Below are 25,359 nucleotides of genomic sequence, written 5' to 3'. Positions count from 1 at the left end.
GGGAGGAACGAGCGTGAGCGAGTCGAGCACGGCGCGAGCGGCAGGCGTCACGGCGGGCGAGGACGAGGTCACCGACCTCTGCCGCGACCTCATCCGGATCGACACCAGCAACTACGGCGACCACTCGGGCCCCGGTGAGCGGGCCGCCGCCGAGTACGTCGCCGAGAAGCTCGCCGAGGTCGGACTGGAACCGAGGATCATCGAGTCGCACAAGGGGCGGGCGTCCACGGTGGCGCGGATCGAGGGGGAGGACCCGTCCCGGCCCGCCCTGCTGATCCACGGCCACACCGACGTGGTGCCCGCCAACGCCGAGGACTGGACGCACCACCCGTTCTCTGGCGAGGTCGCCGACGGCTGCGTCTGGGGCCGCGGCGCGGTCGACATGAAGGACATGGACGCGATGACCCTGGCGGTCGTGCGCGACAGGCTGCGCAGCGGCCGCAAGCCCCCGCGCGACATCGTGCTGGCCTTCCTCGCCGACGAGGAGGCCGGCGGCACGTACGGCGCGCGCTACCTGGTCGACAAGCACCCGGACCTCTTCGAGGGCGTGACGGAGGCGATCGGCGAGGTCGGCGGCTTCTCGTTCACCGTCAACGAGAACCTGCGCCTGTACCTGGTCGAGACCGCCCAGAAGGGCATGCACTGGATGCGGCTCACCGTGGAGGGCACGGCCGGGCACGGCTCGATGACCAACTCCGACAACGCGATCACCGAGCTGTGCGAGGCGGTCGGCCGGCTCGGCCGGCACACCTGGCCGGTGCGGGTCACCAAGACCGTGCGGTCCTTCCTGGACGAGCTGTCCGATGCGCTCGGCACCCCCCTGGACCCGGAGGACATGGAGGCGACCCTCGCCAAGCTGGGCGGCATCGCCAAGATGATCGGCGCCACCCTGCGCAACTCCGCCGCCCCGACCATGCTCGGCGCCGGCTACAAGGTCAACGTCATCCCGGGGCAGGCCACCGCCCACGTCGACGGGCGCTTCCTGCCGGGGTACGAGGAGGAGTTCCTGGCCGACCTCGACCGGATCCTCGGGCCGCGCGTGCGGCGCGAGGACGTGCACGCCGACAAGGCGCTGGAGACCAGCTTCGACGGGGACCTGGTGGACGCCATGCAGTCCGCCCTGCGGGCCGAGGACCCGATCGCCCGCGCGGTGCCGTACATGCTCTCCGGCGGCACGGACGCCAAGTCCTTCGACGACCTCGGCATCCGCTGCTTCGGCTTCGCGCCGCTGCGACTGCCGCCGGAGCTCGACTTCGCGGGGATGTTCCACGGCGTGGACGAGCGGGTGCCGGTGGAGGGCCTCAAGTTCGGGGTCCGGGTGCTGGACCGCTTCATCGACGCGAGCTGACGCGCCGGGGTGCCGGCCGGAGCGGAAGGGCGCAGGAGGCGCAGAGGGCGCGGTGGGTGCGGAGGGCGCCGTTCCGTTCCGGGCGGGCGCCCGGCGGGGCGATTAGTCGGCTGAAACGAAACTCCAATAATCGACCGCCTGTGCACATGCGACCGAAAAGGGTGAACGCGGTCATCGCCACGTAGCCCCGTTAATTCCCTCTCGTTACAGGTGGTGCGGTCCGAGGCTGGGATCGCATTGCCAACAAGGAGGAATAATGATCAAGAAGGTCGTCGCTGTTGCGGCCGCCACCGGGGGTCTCGTCCTGGCCGGCGCGGGCATGGCCGTCGCCGACGCGGGCGCTCAGGGTGCTGCCGTGGGCTCCCCGGGTGTCATTTCGGGCAATGTGGTTCAGGTTCCCGTCCACATCCCGGTCAACGTGTGCGGTAACACGATCAACCTCGTCGGCCTGCTGAACCCGGCCTTCGGCAACGTCTGCATCAACGACTGACGTTGTGCGTCGACCCGTGAGGGTTTGAGCCCGGTCGGCCCCGGAGCGCGCGCGACGCGCTCCGGGGCCGGTAAGCATTACGCCTCCGCGCGCTGTGCCCGGAGGTATTCCGGAGCCTGGAAGGCAGGAAACTAGCTATGCGACAGGTCACGCGAAAAGGCCTGACCATCATGGCGGCCGCGGGCGGGGTACTCGCTCTCGGCGGCGGGTACGCACAGGCGCACAACGGCGCCGGCGCCCACGGAGCCGCGTCGAATTCCCCGGGCGTCGCGTCCGGGAATTCGGTCCAGGTGCCGGTGAGCGTGCCGGTGAACGCGTGCGGCAACTCCGTGAACGTCGTGGGGGCGCTCAACCCCGCGTTCGGGAACAAGTGCGCCAACAAGTCGAGCGGTGCCGAGGCGAGCGGCGCGACCAGCAACTCGCCGGGCGTCGCGTCCGGCAACAACGTCCAGGCGCCGGTCAGCGTGCCGGTCAACGCCTGCGGCAACAGCGTCGACGTCGTCGGGGCGCTGAACCCGACCTTCGGCAACGGCTGTGCCAACGGCCACGTGGACAAGCCGGGTCACCCGGGCAACCCCGGTAACCCGGGGAACCCCGGCAATCCCGGCAATCCCGGTAACCCGGGCAACCCTGGGAACCCCGGCAACCCTGGAAACCCGGGGAATCCCGGTACCCCGGGCAACCCCGGTAACCCGGGCAACCCCGGTAAGCCGGGCGAGCCCGGCAAGCCGGGACAGCCGGCCAGCCCCGAGCAGCCCGGTACGCCGGTCGAGCCCAACAAGCCGAACGAGCCCGGCGTGCACACCGGCACCCCGCCGCAGGCGGAGGAGGAGCTGGCGCAGACCGGTGCTTCCGGACTCGGCATGCTGATCCCGGCGAGCGCGGGCCTGCTCATCGGCGGGGCGGTCCTCTACCGCCGCACCCGGCAGGCCTCCTAGTCGCTGCCCGTAGTCACAGGCCTACGCGCGACGACGGAGCGGGCCCCGCACCGCGGGGCCCGCTCCCTGCTGTGTGCCACCTCACCACGTGGCGCGTACCTGACGGATGATGCGCCGGCGCAGCCGCACCCTGCGGCTGCCGTCCCGGAGCAGGCTCAGTCGGTCCAACTCCCAGTGTCCGTACTCGGCATGGTCGGTCAGCAGACGGGTCGCCTCCTTGCGGGAGACCCCGCGAGGTACGTACACGTCGACAAATTCGTATTCCGGCATCGCATCTATTGTGCGGGCAGAGGCCCGGTACGGATAGCGTCTGCACTATGTCTGATGCTGCGCAGCCCACCGCTGCCGAGGTACGCGCCGCCGCCGAGGCCGTCAAAGCCGCACTGGACCGCCACCTGGAGGCGGTCGAGAACCGCACAGGCGATGACGACCCGGCCGTCTACGCCGCGTTCAACGAGCTCGCCGCCGCGGCAGAGGCGTACGACGAGCGTCTCTACGACCGCTACGACGAGGTCACGCCCTTCGAGATCCCGGGCGTCGAGGACTCGCTGCCGCCCTACGAGGGGCCGGACGAGCCGAGCGCGCTGACCGTGCTCATCCGCCGCGACTACGCGGTGGCGGAGCCGCTGCGCCTGCTCGCCCAGGCCCAGCGCACCGCGGACCTGGACCACGGGGAGGAACGCACGGGGGCGGCCGCGGTGGTCGGCACGAGCGTGCACGCGGCGCTCGGCGTGCTCTTCGGCGAGTACGAACCGGACGAGATCGCGTCGCGCCACAAGGAGTTCGGCCTGGAGGAGGGCGACTCCACGCTCTGGGTCGCGGCGGCGGACGAGCTGCCGGAACCCGGCGAGTGGCTGAGCACGCCGTTCGACCAGGCGGATCCGAGCCGGGTGATCTGCCGTTTCGACGTGAGTGCCGTCTTCGACGAGGACGAGCTCCACGGCGACCCGGACGACACCCTCCCCGGCGCCTCCTGACGCCCGGACCACGACGAGGCGGCGCCGCCCCCCCCAGGGGCCGCGCCGCCTCGTCGTCCGTCCGCAAACCCGGGGCTACTCCTCCGGGGCGGCCAGGAGGGACTCCAGCAGAGCCCGCAGACGGGTCGTGCGGGGCGGGGGCGGGATCTCCGCGACGGCGCGAGGGAGCGCCTGGTCGACGCCGTGCACCACCGAGAGGTGGCGTTCCGCGCGGCTGAAGGCGGTGTAGACCCAGGCGCGGTGCAGGCCCTGCGCCGCGTCGCCCGGCAGGACCACCACCGCCGCCGGCCAGCGCATGCCCGCCGCCTGGTGGGCCGTGAGCGCCCAGCCGTGGCGGACCGCCGACTCGACCCGCTCCTTCGGCACGACGACCCGCTCGCCCTCGCAGTCGAGGTGCAGCCCCTCGGCATCGGCCGACACCACCGTGCCCGGGACCGTACGCCCCAGGGCCGGGGCGTACGCGACGCGGTCACCCGGGTCGAAGCCGCCGAAGCGGCCCGGCCCCGGGTTGAGCCGCTGCTTCAGCGCCGCGTTCAGCGCCCGTGTCCCCGCCGAACCGCCGTGGCCGACCGTGATCACCTGGGTCTGTCCGGCCGGCACCCCGATCGCCCGCGGCACCGAGTCCGCGACCAGCTGCACCGTGCGGTGCACCGCCTCGCCCGCGTCCCGGACGGGAACGATCACGACCTCCTTGCCGGGAGCCTCCACCTGGTTCAGCTCGCCGATCCCGATGCCGGAGACCAGCTCACCGAGAGGGCCCGGATCCGGCGTGCGCGAGGCGATGTGCGGGCAGGCCCCTGCCGCCAGGACGTCCGCGAACACCCGTCCCGCGCCGGCCGACCACAGCACCCCCGGATCGCCGCTCAGCACCAGGCGGCAGCCGTCCGGCAGCGACTCGACGAGCATCGCGGCCGTCTCCACGTCCAGCTGCGGGGCGTCCAGCACGACCAGCAGGTCCAGCGCCAGCGCACCCTCCTCGTCCCGGCCCGGCCCCTCCGCGCCCGAGAGCAGACCGGCGACCGTCACCGCGTCCACGGCCGCGTCCGCGCCCAGCCGGCGACGGCCGTTCTCCGTGTACGCGGCCACCGCCGCCCGCAGCCCGAGCCCGCGCGCCGCCGCGGCCAGGGCGAGCGGCTCCGCCCGGGCCGTCTCACCGCCCGTGTGCGCGACCAGTCCGTGCTCGGCGACCGCACGGCTGAGCGCCGTCGGCTCGGCGGCCTCCCAGCGGGCGTCCGGTCCCGTCCTGGCCAGCCGGGCGAGGCCGTCGGCGAGGCTCTCCTCCGCCAGCGCGTACCGGTCGAGCCCCAGCAGGACCGGGACCGGGTCGGCGGCCGGGTCCGCGGTCGCGTCCTCGCTCTCCTCCGCCGCCGCCTCGTCGTCCGGTCCGTCGTGGAAGACCAGTACGGTCCCCTCGGCGATGGCGTGCTGCACCGCCTCGTCCGGATCCGGCACCGACTGCCCGGCGAGCGACGCGCGCACGGCGGCCGCCTCCAGCGCCGTGTGCCCCTCCAGGGCCGCGCGCTGGAGCAGCCGGCCGATGAGCGCGGTCGTCCGGCGCTCGTCGCCGGGCCCGCACGCGGGGCCGAGGAGCGCCCGCGCGAAGCCGTCCGCCTGCTCGGGCCGTACTCCCGGCACCTCCAGCAGCCGCCACGGATCCGCTCGCAGGGCGTCCGCCGCCTGCTCGCCGAGTTCCGTGGCCACCGGCACCGCGAGCGCCTCCGGAGCGCCGCCCTCGGCCAGCACCGCCCGCACGGCCGCCACCGTGTCCGCGCCGGCCGTCCGCGGCGCGGGCGCGCTCACGGGGACCGCCGGGCGCGGGGACGCGGCCGGCGCCGGAGCGGGCCGCCGGGGGGCAGGCGCGGGGGAGTCCAGGAAGGCCGCACCGGGCTTGGCGCCGCTCTCCACGGCACGGACCGCCGCGAGGAGGTCCGCCGCCTTCCCACTGAGCTTGGTGCCCGCCTCGATGGGGCCGCCCTGCTCGGCCTTGCGCTGCTCGATGCGCGCGCGCAGCGCACGCTGGGCGGCCAGCTCGGCCTCCGCCTCCGAAAGCGCCTGGCCCTGCCCTTCCGGCGCCCCTTCCCCGGGCGCCTGCGCGGACTCCTCCGCGCCCTGTTCGGTGGGCTCTTCCGCGGGCTCCGTGGACTGCTCGGCGGGCTCCTCCCCAGGCGTCTCCCCGGCGCCGTCGCCCTCGCCCGCGTCCTCGGCCCCGGCGGAGCCGCCCGGCTCGCCCGTTTCGGCCGGCGCGCCCGGCTCGGGCTCCGCGGCGGTCGGGTCGTCGGAGGAGGAAGGACCGGGGGCGGCCCCCCGGGGAAGCGCGGTCACAGCGTGCTCCAGTCCTGATCGGGATAGCGGTGCACCGGGGCGGACACATCGTCCAGCGCCCGGCGGATCTCGTCAGGAAGACTAAGGCTCTCCACTGACAGTGCCGCCGCGAGCTGCTGCGCGTTGCGCGCGCCCACGATCGGGGCCACCACCCCCGGCCGGTCCCGTACCCAGGCCAGCGCCACCTGAAGCGGGGTCGTCGCCAGCCCGTCCGCCGCCGTCGTCACCGCGTCCACGATCCGGGTCCCCGCCTCGTCCAGGTACGGCTCCACGAACGGTGCCAGCTGCTCCGACGCCCCCCGCGAGTCGGCGGGCGTGGCGTGCCGGTACTTCCCCGTGAGCACACCCCGCCCCAGGGGGGACGACGGGAGCAGGCCCACCCCGAGGTCCCGCGCGGCCGGCAGGACCTCGCGCTCCACGCCCCGCTGCAGCAGCGAGTACTCCATCTGCGTGCTGGCCAGCCTCGCGCGGACCCCGCCGGGCGCCAGCTGCCAGGTCGCCGCCTTCGCCAGCTGCCAGCCGCAGAAGTTGGACACGCCCACGTACCGGGCCCGCCCGCTGGCGACCGCGATGTCGAGCGCCTGGAGGGTCTCCTCCAGCGGTGTCCCCGGGTCGTAGGCGTGGAGCTGCCACAGGTCGACGTAGTCCGTGCCGAGCCGGGCCAGCGACGCGTCGAGCGCCGCGAGCAGATGGCCGCGCGAGCCGTCGAACCGCCGGTCCGGGTCCGGGACGCTGCCCGCCTTCGTCGCGATGACCAGCTCGCGGCGCGGCACGAGCCGCTCCACGAGCTGCCCGAGCAGATACTCCGCCTCGCCGCCCCCGTACACGTCGGCGGTGTCGACGAGGGTCCCGCCCGCTTCCCAGAACACCTTCAACTGGTCCGCGGCGTCGTGCTCGTCGGTGTCCCGCCCCCACGTGAGGGTGCCGAGCCCGATACGGGACACGCGCAGGCCCGTCCGGCCGAGATGCCTCTGCTCCATGGTCGGGAGATTACTGGCCAAGGGCCCACGCGCAGAGACCCCTGTGGACAACTCCGCCCGCTCCGTCCCGCGCCGCCCTCTGCCGCGGCGCGGCCCCGCGCGCTAGAGTCCCGGGCAGGAACGTTACTGATGGGTAAATGAGTGAGGGGACCGGTATGCGGCTCGGCATCAACCTCGGTTACTGGGGCGCCGGCATGGACGGCGACAATCTCGCCGTCGCCCAGGAGGCGGACCGCCTCGGCTACGACGTGTGCTGGGCCGCCGAGGCGTACGGCTCCGACGCCCCCACCGTGCTGGCCTGGGTCGCGGCCCAGACCGAGAACATCGACATCGGTTCCGCGATCATGCAGATCCCGGCCCGCCAGCCGGCCATGACCGCGATGACGGCGGCCACCCTCGACACGCTCTCCGGCGGCCGGTTCCGCCTCGGCCTCGGCGTCTCCGGGCCGCAGGTCTCCGAGGGCTGGTACGGCGTGAAGTTCGACAAGCCGCTCTCCCGCACCCGCGAGTACGTCGAGATCGTCCGCAAGGCCATGGCCCGCGAGCGCCTGACCCACGAGGGCGAGCACTGGACGCTCCCGCTGCCCGGCGGCCCCGGCAAGCCCATCAAGCTGACGGTCCACCCGCAGCGCGAGCACATCCCGCTCTACATCGCCGCCATCGGCCCGAAGAACCTGGAGCAGACGGGCGAGATCGCCGACGGCGCCCTGCTGATCTTCCCGTCCGCCGAGCACCTGGAGGACACCGCGATCCGGCACCTGCGGGCCGGGCGGGAGAAGGCGGGCCTGACGATGGAGGGGTTCGACGTCGTTCCCACCGTCCCCCTGGCCCTCGGCGACGACATCGCCGCCCTCGCCGACACCTTCCGCCCGTACACCGCCCTGTACGTGGGCGGCATGGGCAGCCGCAAGCAGAACTTCTACAACCAGCTCGCCCAGCGCATGGGGTACGAGAAGGAAGCCGCCGAGATCCAGGAGAAGTACCTCTCCGGCGACAAGGCGGGCGCGGCCGCCGCGGTCCCGGAGCAGCTGATCGACCAGACCACCCTGCTCGGCCCGGTGGAGCGCATCGCCGACCGGATGCGGGCGTACGCCGAGGCCGGCGTCACCACCCTCACGCTCGCGCCCGCCGGCTTCACGCTCGACGAGCGGATCGCCGCGCTGCGGGCGGGCACCGAGGCCCTGGAGCGCGCCGGCCTGGTGGACTGAGCCACCGCACCCGGTCACCGCGCCGGAGCAAGTCTGCGGCCGTGGTGGGGGCTCGGGGTCATCCCCGCCACGGCCGTCACGCAGCACAACGCGCCACGGGCCCCCTCGGTTACTCCCCGGCGGCCACGAGCCCGCGCCGCTTCGGCCGGTCCGGCGGCCGCCCGGGCCGCGACCATGGCGTTCGCCCGGTGCGCTCCTCCTTTCGGGGGAGTCGTCCGGTCGTCGTGTTGCCACCACCCTCCCCGCCGCATTTGACTCGTTCTTTGCGGAAGTGCGGGCAAACGGTCGCCCGCCTGCATGGAGGTGCAGTGATGCTCTCGGCCCGAAGCCTGTTCCAGGAGATCATCGACAACGACGACTCCTACCAGCTGTTCTGCTCCATCGCCGCCAGCGGCGAGGCCCAGGGCGGCTGGGAGAACGCCCGGATCGCCGCCCTGGTCCCCGAGAGCATGCGCGAACTCGCCCCCAAGATCACCCGGCACGGAGCCGACGAGGACAAGCACGGCCGCATCTTCACCGCGCTGCTCAAGAAGCGCGGACTCGAACCGGTCCCCGTCCCCCCGGAGACCGACTACACGATGCTGCTGGAGCGGCGCGGCATCGGCCTGACCCACGACAAGCTCCGCCGCGACGAGCCGCTGACCGAGCACGACATCGTCGTGTACCTCTCGCACAGCCGGGTCACCGAACAGCGCGCCGCCGACCAGATGGACATGCTCGTCAAGCACTTCGCCGACCATCCCGAGGTCGGCAAGGCCATCAAGATGATCTGCAACGACGAGGACAACCACCTGGCCTACTGCCACGAGGAACTGCTCCGCCTCGCGCGCGCCGGGCACGGCCGCACCATCCAGCGCACGCTGCGCGAGAGCGCCCTCGCGGAGATCGAGGTCTACCGCGACGTCAGCCTCGCCGTCATGGACCACATGGGCCGCATCCTGGGCTGGCCGCGCCCCAAACGGGCGGCGCTCGCCCTGGGCATCCGGGGCATGTACACCTTCGAGCGGCTCGGCGGCTGGCGGCGCATGGTCGACCTCAGGATGCCGCAGCGGCGCAACGCGCTCGGCGGACCGGCCGAACCCGCCCCGGTGTTCTGACCCGCCGCGGCCGGCACCGCCCGGCGCCGGCCCCTCAGAGCCAGCCCCGGTGCTTGAAGAGCCGGTACAGCCCGACACAGGCGACGGCCATCACCACGAGCACCATCGGATAGCCGAGGACCCACCCCAGCTCCGGCATGTGCTCGAAGTTCATGCCGTAGACGCCCGCCACCATCGTGGGCACCGCGGCCATCGCCGCCCACGCCGAGATCTTGCGCATGTCGTCGTTCTGCCGCACACCCATCTGGGCGAGGTGTGCCGACAGGATGTCCGACAGCAGCCGGTCCAGCCCCTCCACCTGCTCGGTGGCCCGGGTCAGATGGTCGCTGACATCCCGGAAGAAGGGCTGCGCGTGCTCGTTGACGAACGGCACACCCGCCCCCGCGAGACGGGTCATCGGGGCGGCCAGCGGACCGGTGGCCCGGCGGAACTCCAGGACCTGTCGCTTGAAGGTGTAGATCCGCGACGCCGTGTTCTTGGCGTTGCCGTCCGCCGGCTGGAAGACCTCCGTCTCCATCTCCTCCAGGTCGACCTGGAGCTCCCCGGCCACCTCGATGTAGTGGTCCACCACGGCGTCGCTGATCGCGTACAGCACGGACGTCGGCCCGTGCCTGAGCACCTCCGGCTCCGCCTCCAGCCGCTTGCGCACGGCCCCCAGCGGGGCGCCCTCGCCGTGCCGGACGGTCACCACGAACGAGTCGCCCATGAACACCATCAGCTCGCCGGTGGAGACCGTGTCGCTCTCCGGCTCGTACACCACCGGCTTGAGGACCATGAACAGCGAGTCGTCGTACACCTCGAGCTTCGGCCGCTGGTGCGCCTTGAGCGCGTCCTCCACCGCCAGCGGGTGGAGCGCGAACTCCTCGGCGACGTGATCGAACTCGCCCTCCGTCGGCTCGTGCAGCCCGATCCACAGGAAGGCGTCACCGCCCCACGTCCGCGCCTGCTCCAGGGCGTCGGAGAAGTCGGAGGGCCCGTCACTGCGGTGCCCGTCCCGGTAGATGGCACAGTCCACGATCACGGCGCGTATCCTTCCCCCGCCCGGGCCCCCTTGCACCCGCGCGGGGGCCCCGGCCTCCGCCCGGACCGATCCGCCGGCCAGGGCTCGGGGGGTGTCTTGCCGATCACGCCGGGCTCGCGGCGTTCGGCACCGCACCTCGCTGCGTTGTCGTCGGTCGCCGACGGCCCCCGTTGCCCTTGCACGGGAGGTGCCCCCACCGCGTCGGCGCTCCCTCCTCCGCCTTGCGATGCAGGGCACCGAACGCCGCTCACTGATCCGGCCTGATCGACACGAGACCCCCTACGCTGGCAGACATGGCCACGCTGATCCTCGTACGGCACGGACGCTCGACCGCCAACACCGCCGGACTGCTCGCCGGCTGGACGCCCGGCGTCGCCCTCGACGAGCGCGGCGCCGCGCAGGCCGCCGCGCTGCCCGGACGGCTGGCCGGCGTGCCGATCGCGGTCGCCGTCACCAGCCCGCTGCAGCGGTGCCTGGAGACGCTCCGGCCCCTCCTCGACGCCCGCCCCGAGCTGGCGGTGCACACCGACGAGCGGATCGGCGAGTGCCGGTACGGCGACTGGTCGGGGCGCAAGCTCGCCGAGCTCGCCGACGAGCCGCTGATGGACGTCGTCCAGCAGCACCCGTCGGCCGCGGCCTTCCCCGGCGGCGAGTCGATGCGCGCCATGCAGGCGCGTGCCGTCGACGCCGTACGCGAGTGGAACGCGCGCGTGGAGGCGGACCACGGGGAGGACGCGGCCTACGTGATGTGCTCGCACGGCGACATCATCAAGTCCGTCGTGGCCGATGCCCTCGGCATGCATCTCGATCTTTTCCAGCGGATCCATGTGGATCCTTGTTCCGTGACAGTGGTCCGTTACACCCGGCTGCGGCCGTTTCTCGTGCGGCTCGGCGACACCGGGGATTTCGGCGCGCTGATGCCGCGCGAGGACACCCGCGGAGGGGCGGCGGAGGTGGGCGGCGGCGCGGGAGCACCGTGATCGCTCCGCACAGTAGGGTGGACGACGCCGCAGGGCGCCGAAGCTCACCACTCAAGGACGCAAGGGAGAGGGAACGTGTCCCGTCAGGTGTTCCTCTATGACCCACCGGAGCGCTTCGTGGCCGGCACGGTCGGGCTGCCTGGGCGCCGTACGTTCTTCCTGCAGGCGTCCGCCGGCGGGCGGGTCACCAGCGTCGCCCTGGAGAAGACGCAGGTGGCCGCGCTCGCCGAGCGGATCGACGAACTGCTCGACGAAGTGGTCCGGCGCACCGGCGGCAACGCCCCCGTCCCGGCCGTCGCGCCCCCCGACACCACCGACACCGCGCCCCTGGACTCGCCCATCGAGGAGGAGTTCCGGGTCGGCACGATGGCGCTGGCGTGGGACGGCGAGAACCAGCGCATGATCGTCGAGGCCCAGGCGCTCGTCGAACTCGACGCGGACACCGAGGAGGACCTCGCCGAGGCCGAGGAACGGCTGCTGCAGGACGAGGAGAACGGCCCCCCGATGCTGCGCGTCCGCCTCACCGGCGCGCAGGCCAGAGCCTTCGCCAAGCGGGCGCTCGACGTCGTCAACGCCGGACGCCCGCCCTGCCCGCTGTGCAGCCTGCCGCTCGATCCGGAAGGACACGTATGCCCGCGTCAGAACGGATACCGCCGGGGAGCCTGACGGTGCCGGACCGGCTCGGCCTGCTCGCCCGGGGGGAACTGACCGTGCGCGGCCAGGTCCGCGAGGCGTCCAACGCGGTCCTGCTGTGTTCCGTCGCGTACGAGGGCCGGGAGGCCGAGTGCGTCTACAAGCCGGTCGCGGGGGAGCGGCCGCTGTGGGACTTCCCGGACGGGACGCTGGCGCGGCGCGAGGTCGCGGCGTACGAGGTCTCCGAGGCGACCGGATGGGGCCTGGTGCCGCCGACGGTCCTGCGGGACGGGCCGTACGGCCCCGGCATGGTCCAGCTGTGGATCGAGGGCGACCCGTCGGCGTCCCTCCTCGCGCTCGTCGACGGCGAGGACCCCGGGGACGGCTGGAAGGCGGTCGGCCTCGCCCAGGTCGCGGAGGACCGTACGGCGCTGCTCGTCCACGCCGACGACGTCCGTCTGCGGCGGCTCGCCGTCCTCGACGCGGTGATCAACAACGGCGACCGCAAGGGCGGCCACCTGCTGCCCGCGGCGGACGGCCGGCTGTACGCCATCGACCACGGCGTCACCTTCCACGTGGACGACAAACTGCGCACCCTGCTGTGGGGATGGGCGGGCGAGCCGCTGCCGGAGGAGGCCCTGGAGGTGCTCGCCGCACTGGAGGCCTCCCTGGCGCCCGGAGCGCGCCTGGCCACCCGTCTGGCGGAGCTGCTCACGGCGGCCGAGGTGACGGCGGTCCGCGAGCGGGTGGCCGCCCTGCGCGCGTCCGGCCGCCACCCGGAACCGTCGGGACGGTGGCCGGCCATCCCGTGGCCCCCGGTCTGACCCCTCCGAGGCGCCCACCTGCACATTCGCGCCCGCGGCGCAAGAGTGCCGTTCGCGTCATGATCCTGCATCCGGTTCGTATCCGGAACACCCGTCCGGTTACGCTCGTGGCATGTATGCCTGGCCCGCTTCTGAGGTCCCCGCCCTGCCCGGCAAGGGCCGCGACCTCCGGATCCACGACACCGCGACCGGCGGACGAGTGACCCTCGACCCCGGTCCCGTCGCCCGTATCTACGTGTGCGGCATCACGCCGTACGACGCGACCCACATCGGGCACGCGGCGACCTACAACGCGTTCGACCTCGTGCAGCGCGTGTGGCTCGACACCAAGCGGCAGGTCCACTACGTCCAGAACGTCACCGACGTCGACGATCCGCTCCTGGAGCGGGCCGTCCGGGACAGCATCGACTGGGTCGCCCTCGCCGAGCGCGAGACCGCGCTCTTCCGCGAGGACATGACCGCCCTGCGCATGCTGCCGCCGCGGCACTACATCGGCGCCGTCGAGGCGATACCCGGCATCGTGCCGCTCATCGAGCGCCTCCTGTCCGCCGGCGCGGCGTACGAGCTGGAGGGCGACATCTACTTCTCCGTCGAGGCGGACCCGCACTTCGGCGAGGTGTCCCGCTACGACCACGAGGTCATGCGGGCGCTGTCCGCCGAGCGCGGCGGCGACCCCGACCGCCCGGGCAAGAAGAACCCGCTGGACCCGATGCTGTGGATGGCCGCCCGCGACGGCGAACCCAGCTGGGACGGCGCGAGCCTCGGCCCCGGCCGCCCCGGTTGGCACATCGAGTGCGTCGCCATCGCCCTGGACCACCTCGGCATGGGCTTCGACGTCCAGGGCGGCGGCTCCGATCTGGTCTTCCCGCACCACGAGATGGGCGCTTCCCACGCCCAGGCGCTGACCGGCGAGCACCCGTTCGCCAAGGCGTACGTGCACGCCGGGATGGTCGCGCTGAACGGCGAGAAGATGTCCAAGTCCAAGGGCAACCTCGTCTTCGTCTCGGCGCTGCGGCGCGCCGGCGTCGACCCGGCGGCCATCCGGCTCACCCTGCTCGCCCACCACTACCGCGCCGACTGGGAGTGGACCGACGACGTCCTCCAGGAGGCCGTGGAGCGGCTCGGCCGGTGGCGCGCGGCGGTCTCCCGGCCCGACGGGCCGTCCGCCGAAGCCCTCGTCGAGGAGGTCCGCGAAGCGCTGGCCGACGACCTCGACACCCCGCGGGCCCTCGCGGCCGTGGACCGCTGGGTCGCGCTCCAGCAGTCCGGCGGCGGCACGGACGAGAGCGCGCCCGGCGTGGTCTCCCGTACCGTCGACGCGCTGATGGGCGTGGCGCTCTAGGGCATGTCTTGTCGATCACGTCCCGCCTGATCGACAAGACGCCAGGTTGACGCAGACCCGTTCCCGGACCGTGCCGCACCCGCGCGGTCGGGGAGCGGGTTTCGTGCGTCCAGGGGCTGATCCGGTGTCAGGCGGGTGCCTCACGGACCGTCAGCCGCCCGCGGTGGAGGCGGACGTGCCCGGGAACGCGGGGGGGGGGGGGGGGGGGGGGGGGGGGGGGGGGGGGGGGGGGGGCCCGGGGCCCCCCCCCCCCCCCCCCCCCCCCGCCCTGCCGGTCTCACTCCTCGGCCGGGCCGCCGTCCTCGTCGCCCGCCTCGGGCTCCCGCTTGGGGGGCTTCGGCGGCCGCGTCCGCCCGCTCGACGTGTCGCGCAGGTAGGAGCTGTCGCCCATGTCCGTCGCATGCCCGGGCCCGCCGCCCGGCCCCGCCGCCGGCCCCGCGCCCGGCCCGGTGGCCGGTCCGCCGTCGCGCCGCCGCAGGTACCGCTCGAACTCCCGGGCGATGGCCTCGCCCGAGGCCTCCGGCAGCTCCGCCGTGTCCCGGGCCTCCTCCAGCGTCTGGACGTACTCCGCAACCTCGCTGTCCTCGGAGGCGAGCTGGTCCACGCCGACCTGCCAGGCCCGTGCGTCCTCCGCCAGCTCACCCAGTGGGATGCGCAGGTCGATGAGGTCCTCCAGCCGGTTGAGCAGCGCCAGCGTCGCCTTCGGGTTCGGCGGCTGGGACACGTAGTGCGGCACCGCGGCCCACAGGCTCACCGCCGGGACGCCCGCGTGCGTGCAGGCCTCCTGGAGGATGCCGACGATGCCCGTCGGCCCTTCGTACCGGGTCTCCTCGAGGTCCATCGTGCGCGCCAGGTCCGGGTCGGACGTGACGCCGCTGACCGGCACCGGCCGGGTGTGCGGGGTGTCGCCGAGCAGCGCGCCCAGGATCACCACCATCTCCACGCCCAGTTCGTGGGCGAAGCCGAGGATCTCGTTGCAGAACGAGCGCCAGCGCATCGACGGTTCGATGCCGCGGACCAGCACCAGGTCCCGTGGCTTGTCGCCACCCACCCGCACCACGGAGAGCCGGGTGGTCGGCCACGTGATCTTCCGCACCCCGCCGTCCAGCCACACCGTGGGGCGGTTGACCTGGAAGTCGTAGTAGTCCTCGGCGTCGAGCGCCGCGAACACCTCTCCCTTCCACTCCCGCTCCAGGTGAGCGACCGCGGTGGAGGCGGCGTCGCCGGCGTCGTTCCAGCCTTCGAACGCGGCCACCATGACCGGGTCGATCAGCTCGGGAACCCCCTCGAGCTCGATCACCCAGGCCTCCTTCCGAAGTTCCGTGCGTACGAACCAACCTTACGGCTTCGCATGCCCCCCACCGCAGCCCCTGTACACGTCCGAGTGCTCTGTTCGACCTGGCGGGACGCACGGACGAGGGCGGCTCCCCCGGAGCCGCCCTCGTCGTCGCACGACCCCGCGGGATCAGGCCTTCTTGCCGAGCATGTCCTCGACCCTGCTGCGGATGTCGTCCGTCGCCAGGCCCCGGATCGTCAGCGTCGTACGGCGGCGCAGCACGTCGTCCGCCGTCTCGGCCCACTCGTGGTCGCGGGCGTAGGCGACCTGTGCCCAGATCTCCGGCGCGTCCGGGTGGATGCGCTCGGCGAGCTCGGGGCTCTCGTAGGCCATGCGCGCGATGTCGAACGACAGCGAGCCGTAGTGCGTGGCCAGGTGGCGGGCGGTGTCCGCGGCCATGCGCGGGCCGGGCGTGCCGCCGTCGACCAGCAGCCGGTGGGCGACCGCGTTCGGGTTGGCTATGCCGGGCAGCGGGAGCTTCTTCGGCAGGGCCGAGATCGGCTCCATGTCCTCGCCGAGCGGTCCGCCGGGCAGGGACGCCAGCTTGTTCATCACCGTACGGCCGATGTGGCGGAAGGTCGTCCACTTGCCGCCGGCCACCGAGAGCATGCCGCCGCGGCCCTCGGTCACGACCGTCTCGCGCTTGGCCTTGGAGGTGTCGCCGGGGCCGCCCGGCAGCACCCGCAGACCGGCGAAGGAGTACGTGATCAGGTCACGGGACAGCTGCTGGTCGCGGATGGAGAAGGCGGCCTCGTCCAGGATCTGGGTGACGTCCTTGTCGTTGACCGCCACCTCGCCCGGATCGCCCTCGTACTCCTCGTCGGTCGTACCGAGCAGCAGCATGTCCTCCCAGGGGAGGGCGAAGGTGATGCGGTACTTGTCGATCGGGGTGGCGAGCGCGGCCCGCCAGGGGGCGGTCCGCTTCAGGACCAGGTGCGCGCCCTTGGAGAGGCGGATGGACGGGGCCGCGTTCGGGTCCTCCATCCGGCGCAGGTGGTCGACCCAGGGTCCGGTGGCGTTGAGGACGAGACGGGCGTCGACGCCGAACTCCTCGCCGCCCAGCCGGTCCCTGAGGTCCGCGCCGGTGACCCGGCCGCGGGTGAAGCGCAGGCCGGTGACCTCGGCGTGGTTGAGGACGGTGGCGCCCGCGTCGACCGCGGCGCGCACCGTCATCAGCGCCATGCGCGCGTCGTTCATCTGGTCGTCGCCGTAGACGGCCACGGCCTTGAGGTTGTCGGTGCGCAGCTCGGGCACGTCCTGGGCGGCCTTGGCGGGGCTGAGCAGGTGGCCGACGCCGTCGCCGAAGGCGGAGAGCGCCGAGTACGCGAAGACGCCCGCGCCGAGCTTGGCGGCGCCGTGCGGCCCGCCCTTGTAGACCGGCAGGTAGAAGGTGAGCGGGTTCGCCAGGTGGGGGGCCACCTGGCGGGAGACCGCACGGCGCTCGAAGTGGTTCTCCGCGACCAGCTTCACCGCGCCGGTCTGCAGGTAGCGCAGACCGCCGTGGAGGAGCTTGGAGGAGGCGGAGGAGGTGGCGCCGGCGAAGTCGCCGGCGTCCACCAGGGCCACCCGCAGCCCGGACTGCGCGGCGTGCCAGGCCGTGGAGATGCCCAGGATGCCGCCGCCGATCACCAGGAGGTCGTAGGTGGCCTTGGAGAGCTGCTCCCGCGTTTCGGCACGGCTCGGCAGGGAACCGGCAGCCGGGTGCGTCCCGAGGGCGGGGACGCTCTGCAGGGTGGTCATGTCGATTTACTCCTCGTCCTCGATCCAGCCCATGGTCCGCTCGACGGCCTTGAGCCAGTTCTTGTACTCGCTGTCACGCTTGTCAGCGTCCATGCGGGGGGTCCACTCGGCGGCCCTGCGCCAGTTGGCGCGCAGCGCGTCGGTGTCGGGCCAGAAGCCGACGGCCAGGCCGGCGGCGTAAGCGGCGCCGAGGCAGGTGGTCTCGGCGACCATCGGGCGCACCACGGGTGCGTCGAGGACGTCCGAGAGCGTCTGCATCAGCAGGTTGTTGGAGGTCATGCCGCCGTCGACCTTGAGGGCGGCCAGCTCGACGCCGGAGTCCTTGGTCATGGCGTCGGTGATCTCGCGGGTCTGCCAGGCCGTGGCCTCCAGGACCGCGCGGGCGATGTGCGCCTTGGTGACGTACCGGGTGAGGCCGGCGATCACACCGCGGGCGTCGGAGCGCCAGTACGGGGCGAACAGACCGGAGAAGGCCGGCACGAAGTACGCGCCGCCGTTGTCCTCGACCGATGAGGCCAGGGTCTCGATCTCCGCGGCGGTGCTGATCAGGCCCATCTGGTCGCGCATCCACTGCACCAGGGAGCCGGTGACGGCGATGGAGCCTTCCAGGGCGTACACCGGGGCCTGGTCGCCGATCTTGTACCCGACGGTGGTGATGAGACCCGAGTAGGAGTTGATGATCTTCTCGCCGGTGTTCAGCAGCAGGAACGTTCCCGTGCCGTACGTCGACTTCGCCTCGCCCTCGGAGAAGCAGGTCTGGCCGAACAGCGCCGCCTGCTGGTCGCCGAGTGCGGAGGCCACCGCCACGCCGTCCAGGACGCCGCCCTTGACGTGGCCGTACACCTCGGCGGAGGAGCGGATCTCGGGCAGCACGGCCGCCGGGATCTCCATGGACTGGAGGATCTTGTCGTCCCACTCCATGGTGTGCAGGTTCATCAGCATGGTGCGGGAGGCGTTGGTGACGTCGGTGACGTGGTGACCGCCCTCCGCGCCGCCCGTCAGGTTCCAGATGACCCAGGAGTCCATGGTGCCGAAGAGGATCTCGCCGCGCTCGGCGCGCTCGCGCAGGCCCTCGACGTTGTCCAGCAGCCAGCGGACCTTGGGGCCGGCGAAGTAGGAGGCGAGGGGCAGGCCGGTCTCGCGGCGGAAGCGGTCCTGGCCGACGTTGCGGCCGAGCTCCCGGCAGAGCGCGTCGGTGCGGGTGTCCTGCCAGACGATGGCGTTGTGGACGGGCTCACCGGTCCGCTTGTCCCACAGCAGGGTGGTCTCGCGCTGGTTGGTGATGCCGATGGCCTTGACGTCGGCGGCGGTGATGCCGGCCTTGTCGATGGCGCCGGCGACGACCTCCTGGACGTTGGCCCAGATCTCGGCGGCGTCGTGCTCCACCCAGCCCGGCTTGGGGAAGATCTGCTCGTGCTCCTTCTGGTCGACGGAGACGATGCGCCCGTCGCGGTCGAAGACGATGCAGCGGCTGGAGGTGGTGCCCTGGTCGATGGCCGCGATGAACGGCCCCGCGCCGTGGGAGGAGGTGCTGGTGGTGTGTGCGTCGGTCACGGTTGCTCCCGGAAGTCGGTGAGAGGACGAAGGACGGCTCAGGCGAACGCGATGTTGTAGATACCCGCGGCGAGCGCTCCGCCGATCAGCGGGCCGGCGACGGGGATCCAGGCGTAGCCCCAGTCGGAGCCGCCCTTGTTCGGCAGCGGGAGGAGGGCGTGCACGATCCGGGGGCCCAGGTCGCGGGCCGGGTTGATCGCGTAGCCCGTCGGGCCGCCGAGCGAGAGGCCGATGCCGACCACGACCAGTGCGGTGATCAGCGCGCCGAGCGTGCCGAGGCCCTTGCCGCTGTCGTTCAGGCCCTGCGTGAGGACCGCGAGGACCAGGACGACGGTGCCGATGATCTCGGTGGCGAGGTTCTGCCAGACGCTGCGGATCTCCGGGCCGGTGGAGAAGACGCCCAGGACCGGTCCGGCGTGGCTCTTCGCCTCGTCGTGCGGGCCCTCGATGGCCTTCTCCGCGGGGTCGCCCACGATCTCGGGGTCGGTGAGGTGCGCGTGGAACTGGCCGTAGTAGGCGATCCAGACCAGCGCGGCGCCGACCATGGCGCCGAGGAGCTGTCCCGCGAAGTAGACGGGGACGTTGCTCCAGTCCCCGTCCTTGATCGCGATGCCGACCGTGACAGCCGGATTGAGGTGGGCGCCGGACAGGGTGCCTGTCATGTAGACCGCGGTCAGGACCGCGAAGCCCCACCCGAAGGTGATGGCCAGCCAGCCGGCGTTCTGCGCCTTCGAGCGCTTGAGTACGACGGCGGCGACGACGCCACCGCCGAGCAGGATGAGTACGGCGGTACCAATGATCTCGCCGATGAAGATGTCGGAGCTGGACACCCGCGACTCCTTTGTCCTTCGTCCAGGGGAAGGCGAACCCCGGGTCCCTCCGGTGGTCCGCGCCCTCGGCTGAGGGCGTTAACCGGCCTCCTGGCGTTGCCATACTGTACCGCGATTGCCGGTAAGTGTTCGACAATGCCGACCGATGAACGGCAGTTTTGCCCCCGGGTAAACGTGGCGTCAAGGGTTCCGCTGGCCGAAATGCCATCGTTACCGGAGGGAAGCCGGAGGCGTCAGAAGCGCCCGGCGCCGAGGTCGCGGGAGACCGCCCGGGCGCAGTCCCGTACCGCCGCCACCAGCTCGGAGCGCAGCTCGCCGCCGCCGTTGCAGACGCGCTCCACCGCACCCGTGATGGCCACCGCGCCGACGGGCATCCGCCGCCGGTCGTGGATCGGTGCCGCCACCGACGCCACGCCGTCCCAGGTCTCCTCCACGTCCGCGGCCCACCCGCGCGCGCGGGTCATGTCCAGGACGGACTCGAAGTCCTCCAGGGAGGTGACGGTGCGCGGCGTGAACGCCTCCCGCTCCACCTCCAGGGCCTCACTGTGCGCCACCGGGTCGTACGCCGACAGCACCTTGCCGAGCGCGGTGGAGTGCAGCGGCTGCATGGCGCCGACCTCCAGGACCTGGCGGCTGTCGTCCGGCCGGAAGACGTGGTGGATGACGAGGACGCCGTGCTGGTGCAGGACGCCGAGGTGGACGCTCTCGCCGCTGGAGCGCGCCAGGTCGTCCGTCCATACCAGCGCGCGGGCGCGCAGCTCGTGCACGTCCAGGTAGCTGTTGCCCAGGCGGAGCAGCTCCGCGCCCAGCTGGTAGCGCCCGGAGGCCGGGTCCTGCTCGACGAAGCCCTCCGCCTGGAGGGTGCGCAGGATGCCGTGCGCCGTGCCCTTGGCGAGCTCCAGCGACGAGGCGATGTCGGACAGTCCGAGACGGCGCTCCCCACCCGCGAGCAGTCGCAGCATCGCCGCCGCCCGTTCAAGCGACTGGATGTTCTTCGGCATCGCCCCGGCCCTTCTTCCTCAGTTCGACAATGCTGAACACTATCGGTCGTTGCCGACCTTGAGCCACATGGAGGAACCCCGGAACCGAGCAGGACCGGACACGCCCCCCGACAACACGGTGACAGCATGCCGTCCGCCACGTGGGACACCATGTCCGCGGCGGGGGGTACGCGGTTAGTCTGGCCCGGTGCGCCTTCCCCGCCGGGAGGTGCAAAGCCGACAGCCGTCGCATCCCAGGGAGCACATCCATGGCCTCGTTGCCGACCCCGTCCGCTGACAGCGCCCACGTCACTGACAGCAGGACCCGAGCCGCCGCCCTCCGTGAGGCCCTCGCCACCCGCGTGGTCGTGGCCGACGGTGCCATGGGCACCATGCTCCAGGCGCAGGACCCCACCCTCGAGGACTTCCAGAACCTGGAGGGCTGCAACGAGGTCCTCAACATCACCCGTCCCGACATCGTGCGCTCGGTTCACGAGGCGTACTTCGCCGTCGGCGTCGACTGCGTGGAGACCAACACCTTCGGCGCGAACCACAGCGCCCTGGGGGAGTACGACATCTCCGAGCGCGTCCACGAGCTGTCCGAGGCGGGAGCCCGGATCGCCCGCGAGGTCGCCGACGAGTTCACCGCCTCCACCGGCCGGCAGCGCTGGGTCCTCGGCTCCATGGGCCCCGGCACCAAGCTGCCGACGCTCGGCCACGCCCCCTACACCACGCTCCGCGACGCCTACCAGCAGAACGCCGAGGGCATGATCGCCGGCGGCGCCGACGCGCTGCTGGTGGAGACCACCCAGGACCTGCTGCAGACCAAGGCCGCCGTCCTGGGCGCCCGCCGCGCCCTGGAGGCCACCGGCACCGACCTGCCGCTGATCGTCTCCGTGACCGTGGAGACCACCGGCACCATGCTCCTCGGTTCCGAGATCGGCGCGGCCCTGACGGCGCTGGAGCCGCTCGGCATCGACATGATCGGACTGAACTGCGCCACCGGCCCGGCGGAGATGAGCGAGCACCTGCGCTACCTGGCCCGGCACTCCCGCATCCCGCTGTCGTGCATGCCCAACGCCGGTCTGCCCGTGCTGGGCAAGGACGGGGCGCACTACCCGCTGACCGCGCCGGAGCTGGCCGACGCGCAGGAGAACTTCGTCCGCGAGTACGGGCTGTCGCTGGTCGGCGGCTGCTGCGGTACGACGCCGGAGCACCTGCGCCAGGTCGTCGAGCGGGTGCGCGACCTGGCCCCGGCGCCGCGTGAGCCGCACCCCGAGCCGGGTGCCGCCTCGCTGTACCAGACCGTGCCGTTCCGCCAGGACACGTCGTACCTGGCGATCGGCGAGCGGACGAACGCCAACGGCTCCAAGAAGTTCCGTGAGGCGATGCTGGAGGGCCGCTGGGACGACTGCGTGGAGATGGCCCGCGACCAGATCCGCGAGGGCGCCCACATGCTCGACCTGTGCGTCGACTACGTCGGACGGGACGGCGTGGCGGACATGGAGGAGCTCGCGGGACGGTTCGCCACCGCCTCCACGCTGCCGATCGTGCTGGACTCCACCGAGGTCGAGGTCCTCCGCGCCGGGCTGGAGAAGCTCGGCGGCCGCGCCGTGATCAACTCGGTGAACTACGAGGACGGCGACGGCCCCGAGTCGCGGTTCGCGAAGGTCGCGGCCCTGGCCAAGGAGCACGGGGCGGCGCTGATCGCGCTGACCATCGACGAGGAGGGCCAGGCCCGTACGCCGGAGAAGAAGGTCGAGATCGCCGAGCGGCTGATCGCGGACCTGACGGGCAACTGGGGCATCCATGAGGAGGACATCCTCATCGACACCCTGACCTTCACCATCTGCACCGGCCAGGAGGAGTCCCGCAAGGACGGCATCGCCACCATCGAGGCGATCCGCGAGCTCAAGCGGCGCCACCCGAAGGTGCAGACCACGCTGGGCCTGTCGAACATCTCCTTCGGGCTGAACCCGGCGGCCCGGATCCTGCTGAACTCCGTCTTCCTGGACGAGTGCGTCAAGGCGGGCCTGGACTCGGCGATCGTCCACGCGTCGAAGATCCTGCCGATCGCCCGGTTCGACGAGGAGCAGGTCACCACCGCCCTGGACCTCATCCACGACCGGCGCACCGAGGGCTACGACCCGCTGCAGAAGCTGATGGCGCTCTTCGAGGGCGCCACGGCCAAGTCCCTGAAGGCGGGCAAGGCCGAGGAGCTGGCGGCGCTCCCGCTGGAGGAGCGGCTCAAGCGGCGCATCATCGACGGGGAGAAGAACGGCCTGGAGGCCGACCTCGACGAGGCGCTGACGACCCGGCCGGCGCTGGACATCGTCAACGAGACGCTGCTGGACGGCATGAAGGTGGTCGGGGAGCTGTTCGGCTCCGGGCAGATGCAGCTGCCGTTCGTGCTCCAGTCGGCGGAGGTGATGAAGTCCGCCGTCGCCCACCTCGAACCGCACATGGAGAAGGTGGAGGGCGAAGAGGCGGGCAAGGGCACCATCGTGCTGGCGACCGTCCGCGGTGACGTGCACGACATCGGCAAGAACCTGGTCGACATCATCCTGTCCAACAACGGCTACAACGTCGTCAACCTCGGTATCAAGCAGCCGGTTTCGGCCATCCTGGAGGCCGCGGACGAGCACAAGGCCGATGTCATCGGCATGTCGGGTCTCCTGGTCAAGTCGACCGTGATCATGAAGGAGAACCTGGAGGAGCTCAACCAGCGGGGCCTGGCCGCCGACTACCCGGTCATCCTGGGCGGCGCCGCCCTCACCCGTGCGTACGTCGAGCAGGACCTCCACGAGATCTACCAGGGCGAAGTGCGCTACGCCCGCGACGCCTTCGAGGGCCTGCGCCTGATGGACGCCCTCATCGCGGTCAAGCGGGGGGTGCCCGGCGCCACCCTGCCCGAGCTCAAGCAGCGCCGCGTCCGCGCGACGAGCGCCGTGCCGGCCGACGAGCCCGCCCCGGAGGGCGGCGTCCGCTCCGACGTCGCCACCGACAACCCCGTCCCGCAGCCCCCTTTCTGGGGCACCCGCGTGATCAAGGGCATCCAGCTCAAGGAGTACGCCTCCTGGCTGGACGAGGGCGCGCTGTTCAAGGGCCAGTGGGGCCTGAAGCAGGCCCGCACCGGTGAGGGTCCGACCTACGAGGAGCTCGTGGAGACGGAGGGCCGGCCGCGGCTGCGCGGCTGGCTGGACCAGCTCCACACCCGGAACATGCTCGAAGCGGCCGTGGTCTACGGCTACTTCCCGTGCGTGTCCAAGGGCGACGACCTGATCATCCTGGACGACAGCGGCAACGAGCGCACCCGCTTCACCTTCCCGCGCCAGCGCCGCGGACGGCGGCTGTGCCTGGCCGACTTCTTCCGCCCCGAGGACTCCGGCGAGACCGATGTCGTCGGGCTGCAGGTCGTCACGGTCGGATCAAGGATCGGCGAGGCCACCGCCGAGCTGTTCGCCGCCGACTCCTACCGCGACTACCTCGAACTGCACGGCCTGTCCGTCCAGCTCGCCGAGGCCCTCGCCGAGTACTGGCACGCGCGCGTGCGGGCGGAGCTGGGCTTCGCCGGGGAGGACCCGGCCGACGTCGAGGACATGTTCGCCCTGAAGTACCGGGGCGCCCGCTTCTCCCTCGGCTACGGCGCCTGCCCCGACCTGGAGGACCGCGCGAAGATCGCCGACCTCCTGCAGCCGGAGCGGATCGGCGTCCACCTGTCCGAGGAGTTCCAGCTCCACCCCGAACAGTCCACGGACGCCATCGTCATCCACCACCCGGAGGCGAAATACTTCAACGCCCGCTGACGGCGCCGCGCGCCGCCGTCAGCGCGGATCAGCGGAACGCGACGTACACTGGTCGGTCCAGTGCAGGCCGGTCGCCGTTCCCCACCGGGGGATTCCCCGCGGGGGCGCGACCGGCCTTCTCGTCCCCGATGGAGGTGTGCCGGATGACCAGCACGGTCCCCGCGTCCTTGACCCGTACGGCCGACGGAGCCGCCCTCCAGGCCGTCTTCCTCGACATGGACGGCACACTGGTCGACACCGAGGGCTTCTGGTGGGACGCGGAGGTCGAGGTCTTCGCCGATTTGGGTCACCGGCTCGACGAGTCCTGGCGCGACGTGGTGGTCGGCGGGCCCATGACCCGCAGCGCCGGGTTCCTCATCGAGGCCACCGGCGCCGACATCACCCTGCCCGAGCTGACCGTGCTGCTCAACGACCGCTTCGAACAGCGGATCGAGCGCGGCGTGCCGATGATGCCGGGCGCCGAGCGGCTGCTCGCCGAGCTCACCGCGCACGACGTCCCCACCGCCCTGGTCTCCGCCTCGCACCGCCGCATCATCGACCGTGTCGTGCGCTCGCTCGGGCCCGAGCGCTTCACGCTCACCGTCGCGGGCGACGAGGTGCCCCGGACCAAGCCGCACCCAGACCCGTACCTGCTGGCCGCCCGCGGAGTGGGTGCCGAGCCGGCGAGATGCGCCGTCATCGAGGACACCGCCACCGGGGTGGCGGCCGCCGAGGCCGCGGGCTGCCGCGTGGTCGCCGTACCGTCCGTCGCCCCCATCGCACCCGCCGACGGACGGGTCGTCGTCCGGTCCCTGGAAGAGGTCGACCTCCGCTTTCTGCGTACATTGATCACGCGGACGAACTGATACGCGCACGGTGCGTGCTGCGTGAATGCAGTCGAAACACAGGGCATCCGGACGGGTGTTTTCCGTGACCGCTGAAAAGGGAATTCGGCGTGATGTTGGTCACGCAGC

The 25,359-nt window shown here is 72.3% G+C and carries 21 protein-coding genes; 12 read left to right on the top strand and 9 right to left on the bottom strand.

Going from position 1 to position 25,359, the window contains the following annotated elements; translation table 11 throughout:
• Nucleotides 1-13: 13 nt before the first annotated feature.
• The 3 genes from ACIA79_RS15390 to ACIA79_RS15380 all read left to right on the top strand — a co-directional run bounded on the left by ACIA79_RS15390 (nt 14) and on the right by ACIA79_RS15380 (nt 2,776).
• On the top strand, nt 14-1,348 hold the full coding sequence (locus ACIA79_RS15390; RefSeq protein ID WP_399428736.1) for a M20/M25/M40 family metallo-hydrolase: 1,335 nt from the start codon (nt 14-16) through the stop codon (nt 1,346-1,348).
• Nucleotides 1,349-1,604: 256 nt separating this feature from the next.
• Complete coding sequence (chpH, locus tag ACIA79_RS15385; RefSeq protein WP_399428735.1) at nt 1,605-1,838, top strand: chaplin ChpH; 234 nt, start codon at nt 1,605-1,607, stop codon at nt 1,836-1,838.
• Nucleotides 1,839-1,975: 137 nt separating this feature from the next.
• A complete protein-coding gene (locus ACIA79_RS15380) occupies nt 1,976-2,776 on the top strand; it encodes a chaplin (RefSeq protein ID WP_399428734.1) in 801 nt (266 codons plus the stop codon).
• A gap of 81 nt (nt 2,777-2,857) precedes the next feature.
• On the opposite strand, the gene ACIA79_RS15375 is transcribed toward ACIA79_RS15380, so the two are convergent.
• On the bottom strand, nt 2,858-3,046 hold the full coding sequence (locus ACIA79_RS15375) for a DUF5703 family protein (protein WP_014671721.1): 189 nt from the start codon (nt 3,044-3,046) through the stop codon (nt 2,858-2,860).
• A 47-nt stretch (nt 3,047-3,093) separates the two neighbouring features.
• On the opposite strand from ACIA79_RS15375, the gene ACIA79_RS15370 reads away from it, so the two are divergent.
• Nucleotides 3,094-3,753, top strand: a complete 660-nt coding sequence (locus ACIA79_RS15370) for a hypothetical protein (protein WP_399428733.1) — start codon at nt 3,094-3,096, stop codon at nt 3,751-3,753.
• A 75-nt stretch (nt 3,754-3,828) separates the two neighbouring features.
• Here the strand turns inward: ACIA79_RS15370 and ACIA79_RS15365 are convergent, their stop codons facing one another.
• Both ACIA79_RS15365 and ACIA79_RS15360 read right to left on the bottom strand, forming a co-directional pair.
• A complete protein-coding gene (locus tag ACIA79_RS15365; protein WP_399428732.1) occupies nt 3,829-6,075 on the bottom strand; it encodes a helix-hairpin-helix domain-containing protein in 2,247 nt (748 codons plus the stop codon).
• On the bottom strand, nt 6,072-7,055 hold the full coding sequence (locus tag ACIA79_RS15360) for an aldo/keto reductase (protein WP_399428731.1): 984 nt from the start codon (nt 7,053-7,055) through the stop codon (nt 6,072-6,074). The genes ACIA79_RS15365 and ACIA79_RS15360 overlap by 4 nt, the downstream gene beginning before the upstream one ends.
• 155 nt (nt 7,056-7,210) lie before the next feature.
• Between ACIA79_RS15360 and ACIA79_RS15355 the strand changes: the two genes are divergently transcribed.
• On the top strand, nt 7,211-8,263 hold the full coding sequence (locus ACIA79_RS15355; protein WP_399428884.1) for an LLM class F420-dependent oxidoreductase: 1,053 nt from the start codon (nt 7,211-7,213) through the stop codon (nt 8,261-8,263).
• Nucleotides 8,264-8,574: 311 nt separating this feature from the next.
• On the top strand, nt 8,575-9,360 hold the full coding sequence (locus ACIA79_RS15350) for a ferritin-like domain-containing protein (RefSeq protein ID WP_399428730.1): 786 nt from the start codon (nt 8,575-8,577) through the stop codon (nt 9,358-9,360).
• A 34-nt stretch (nt 9,361-9,394) separates the two neighbouring features.
• Here the strand turns inward: ACIA79_RS15350 and corA are convergent, their stop codons facing one another.
• Nucleotides 9,395-10,390 carry a magnesium/cobalt transporter CorA gene (gene corA, locus ACIA79_RS15345; RefSeq protein ID WP_399428882.1) on the bottom strand — a complete coding sequence of 332 codons (996 nt, stop codon included), beginning with the start codon at nt 10,388-10,390 and terminating at the stop codon, nt 9,395-9,397.
• A 284-nt stretch (nt 10,391-10,674) separates the two neighbouring features.
• On the opposite strand from corA, the gene ACIA79_RS15340 reads away from it, so the two are divergent.
• From ACIA79_RS15340 to mshC, 4 genes are all read left to right on the top strand, one after another.
• Nucleotides 10,675-11,361 (top strand): histidine phosphatase family protein, encoded by a 687-nt coding sequence (locus ACIA79_RS15340; RefSeq protein WP_399428729.1) that lies wholly within the window; start codon nt 10,675-10,677, stop codon nt 11,359-11,361.
• A gap of 75 nt (nt 11,362-11,436) precedes the next feature.
• Nucleotides 11,437-12,027, top strand: coding sequence for a DUF3090 domain-containing protein (locus ACIA79_RS15335; RefSeq protein WP_399428728.1), 591 nt, complete (start codon nt 11,437-11,439; stop codon nt 12,025-12,027).
• The gene (locus tag ACIA79_RS15330) at nt 11,991-12,818 is read left to right on the top strand and encodes an SCO1664 family protein (protein WP_399428727.1); all 828 of its coding nucleotides are present in this window, start codon (nt 11,991-11,993) and stop codon (nt 12,816-12,818) included. Before ACIA79_RS15335 ends, ACIA79_RS15330 begins: the two co-directional genes overlap by 37 nt.
• Nucleotides 12,819-12,930: 112 nt before the next feature.
• Nucleotides 12,931-14,160 (top strand): cysteine--1-D-myo-inosityl 2-amino-2-deoxy-alpha-D-glucopyranoside ligase, encoded by a 1,230-nt coding sequence (mshC, locus tag ACIA79_RS15325; RefSeq protein WP_399428726.1) that lies wholly within the window; start codon nt 12,931-12,933, stop codon nt 14,158-14,160.
• A gap of 277 nt (nt 14,161-14,437) precedes the next feature.
• Here the strand turns inward: mshC and ACIA79_RS15320 are convergent, their stop codons facing one another.
• The 5 genes from ACIA79_RS15320 to ACIA79_RS15300 all read right to left on the bottom strand — a co-directional run bounded on the left by ACIA79_RS15320 (nt 14,438) and on the right by ACIA79_RS15300 (nt 20,621).
• Nucleotides 14,438-15,460 carry a PAC2 family protein gene (locus ACIA79_RS15320; protein WP_399428725.1) on the bottom strand — a complete coding sequence of 341 codons (1,023 nt, stop codon included), beginning with the start codon at nt 15,458-15,460 and terminating at the stop codon, nt 14,438-14,440.
• Nucleotides 15,461-15,625: 165 nt separating this feature from the next.
• Nucleotides 15,626-17,236, bottom strand: coding sequence for an FAD-dependent oxidoreductase (locus ACIA79_RS15315; protein ID WP_399428724.1), 1,611 nt, complete (start codon nt 17,234-17,236; stop codon nt 15,626-15,628).
• A 6-nt stretch (nt 17,237-17,242) separates the two neighbouring features.
• On the bottom strand, nt 17,243-18,790 hold the full coding sequence (gene glpK, locus ACIA79_RS15310; protein WP_399428723.1) for a glycerol kinase GlpK: 1,548 nt from the start codon (nt 18,788-18,790) through the stop codon (nt 17,243-17,245).
• Nucleotides 18,791-18,828: 38 nt separating this feature from the next.
• On the bottom strand, nt 18,829-19,620 hold the full coding sequence (locus ACIA79_RS15305; protein WP_399428722.1) for an MIP/aquaporin family protein: 792 nt from the start codon (nt 19,618-19,620) through the stop codon (nt 18,829-18,831).
• Between the two features lie 233 nt (nt 19,621-19,853).
• Nucleotides 19,854-20,621: an IclR family transcriptional regulator gene (locus ACIA79_RS15300; RefSeq protein ID WP_399428721.1), complete on the bottom strand. Its 768-nt coding sequence runs from the start codon at nt 20,619-20,621 to the stop codon at nt 19,854-19,856.
• A 248-nt stretch (nt 20,622-20,869) separates the two neighbouring features.
• Here ACIA79_RS15300 and metH point away from each other — a divergent pair, with 248 nt between their 5' ends.
• The gene (gene metH, locus ACIA79_RS15295; protein WP_399428720.1) at nt 20,870-24,406 is read left to right on the top strand and encodes a methionine synthase; all 3,537 of its coding nucleotides are present in this window, start codon (nt 20,870-20,872) and stop codon (nt 24,404-24,406) included.
• A gap of 143 nt (nt 24,407-24,549) precedes the next feature.
• Nucleotides 24,550-25,251 (top strand): HAD family hydrolase, encoded by a 702-nt coding sequence (locus ACIA79_RS15290; protein WP_399428719.1) that lies wholly within the window; start codon nt 24,550-24,552, stop codon nt 25,249-25,251.
• Nucleotides 25,252-25,359: the final 108 nt, after the last annotated feature.

The organism is Streptomyces sp. NPDC051310, from assembly GCF_044455245.1.
Classification (GTDB): Bacteria; Actinomycetota; Actinomycetes; order Streptomycetales; family Streptomycetaceae; genus Streptomyces.
This window is presented reverse-complemented; position numbering and strand designations above follow the sequence as displayed.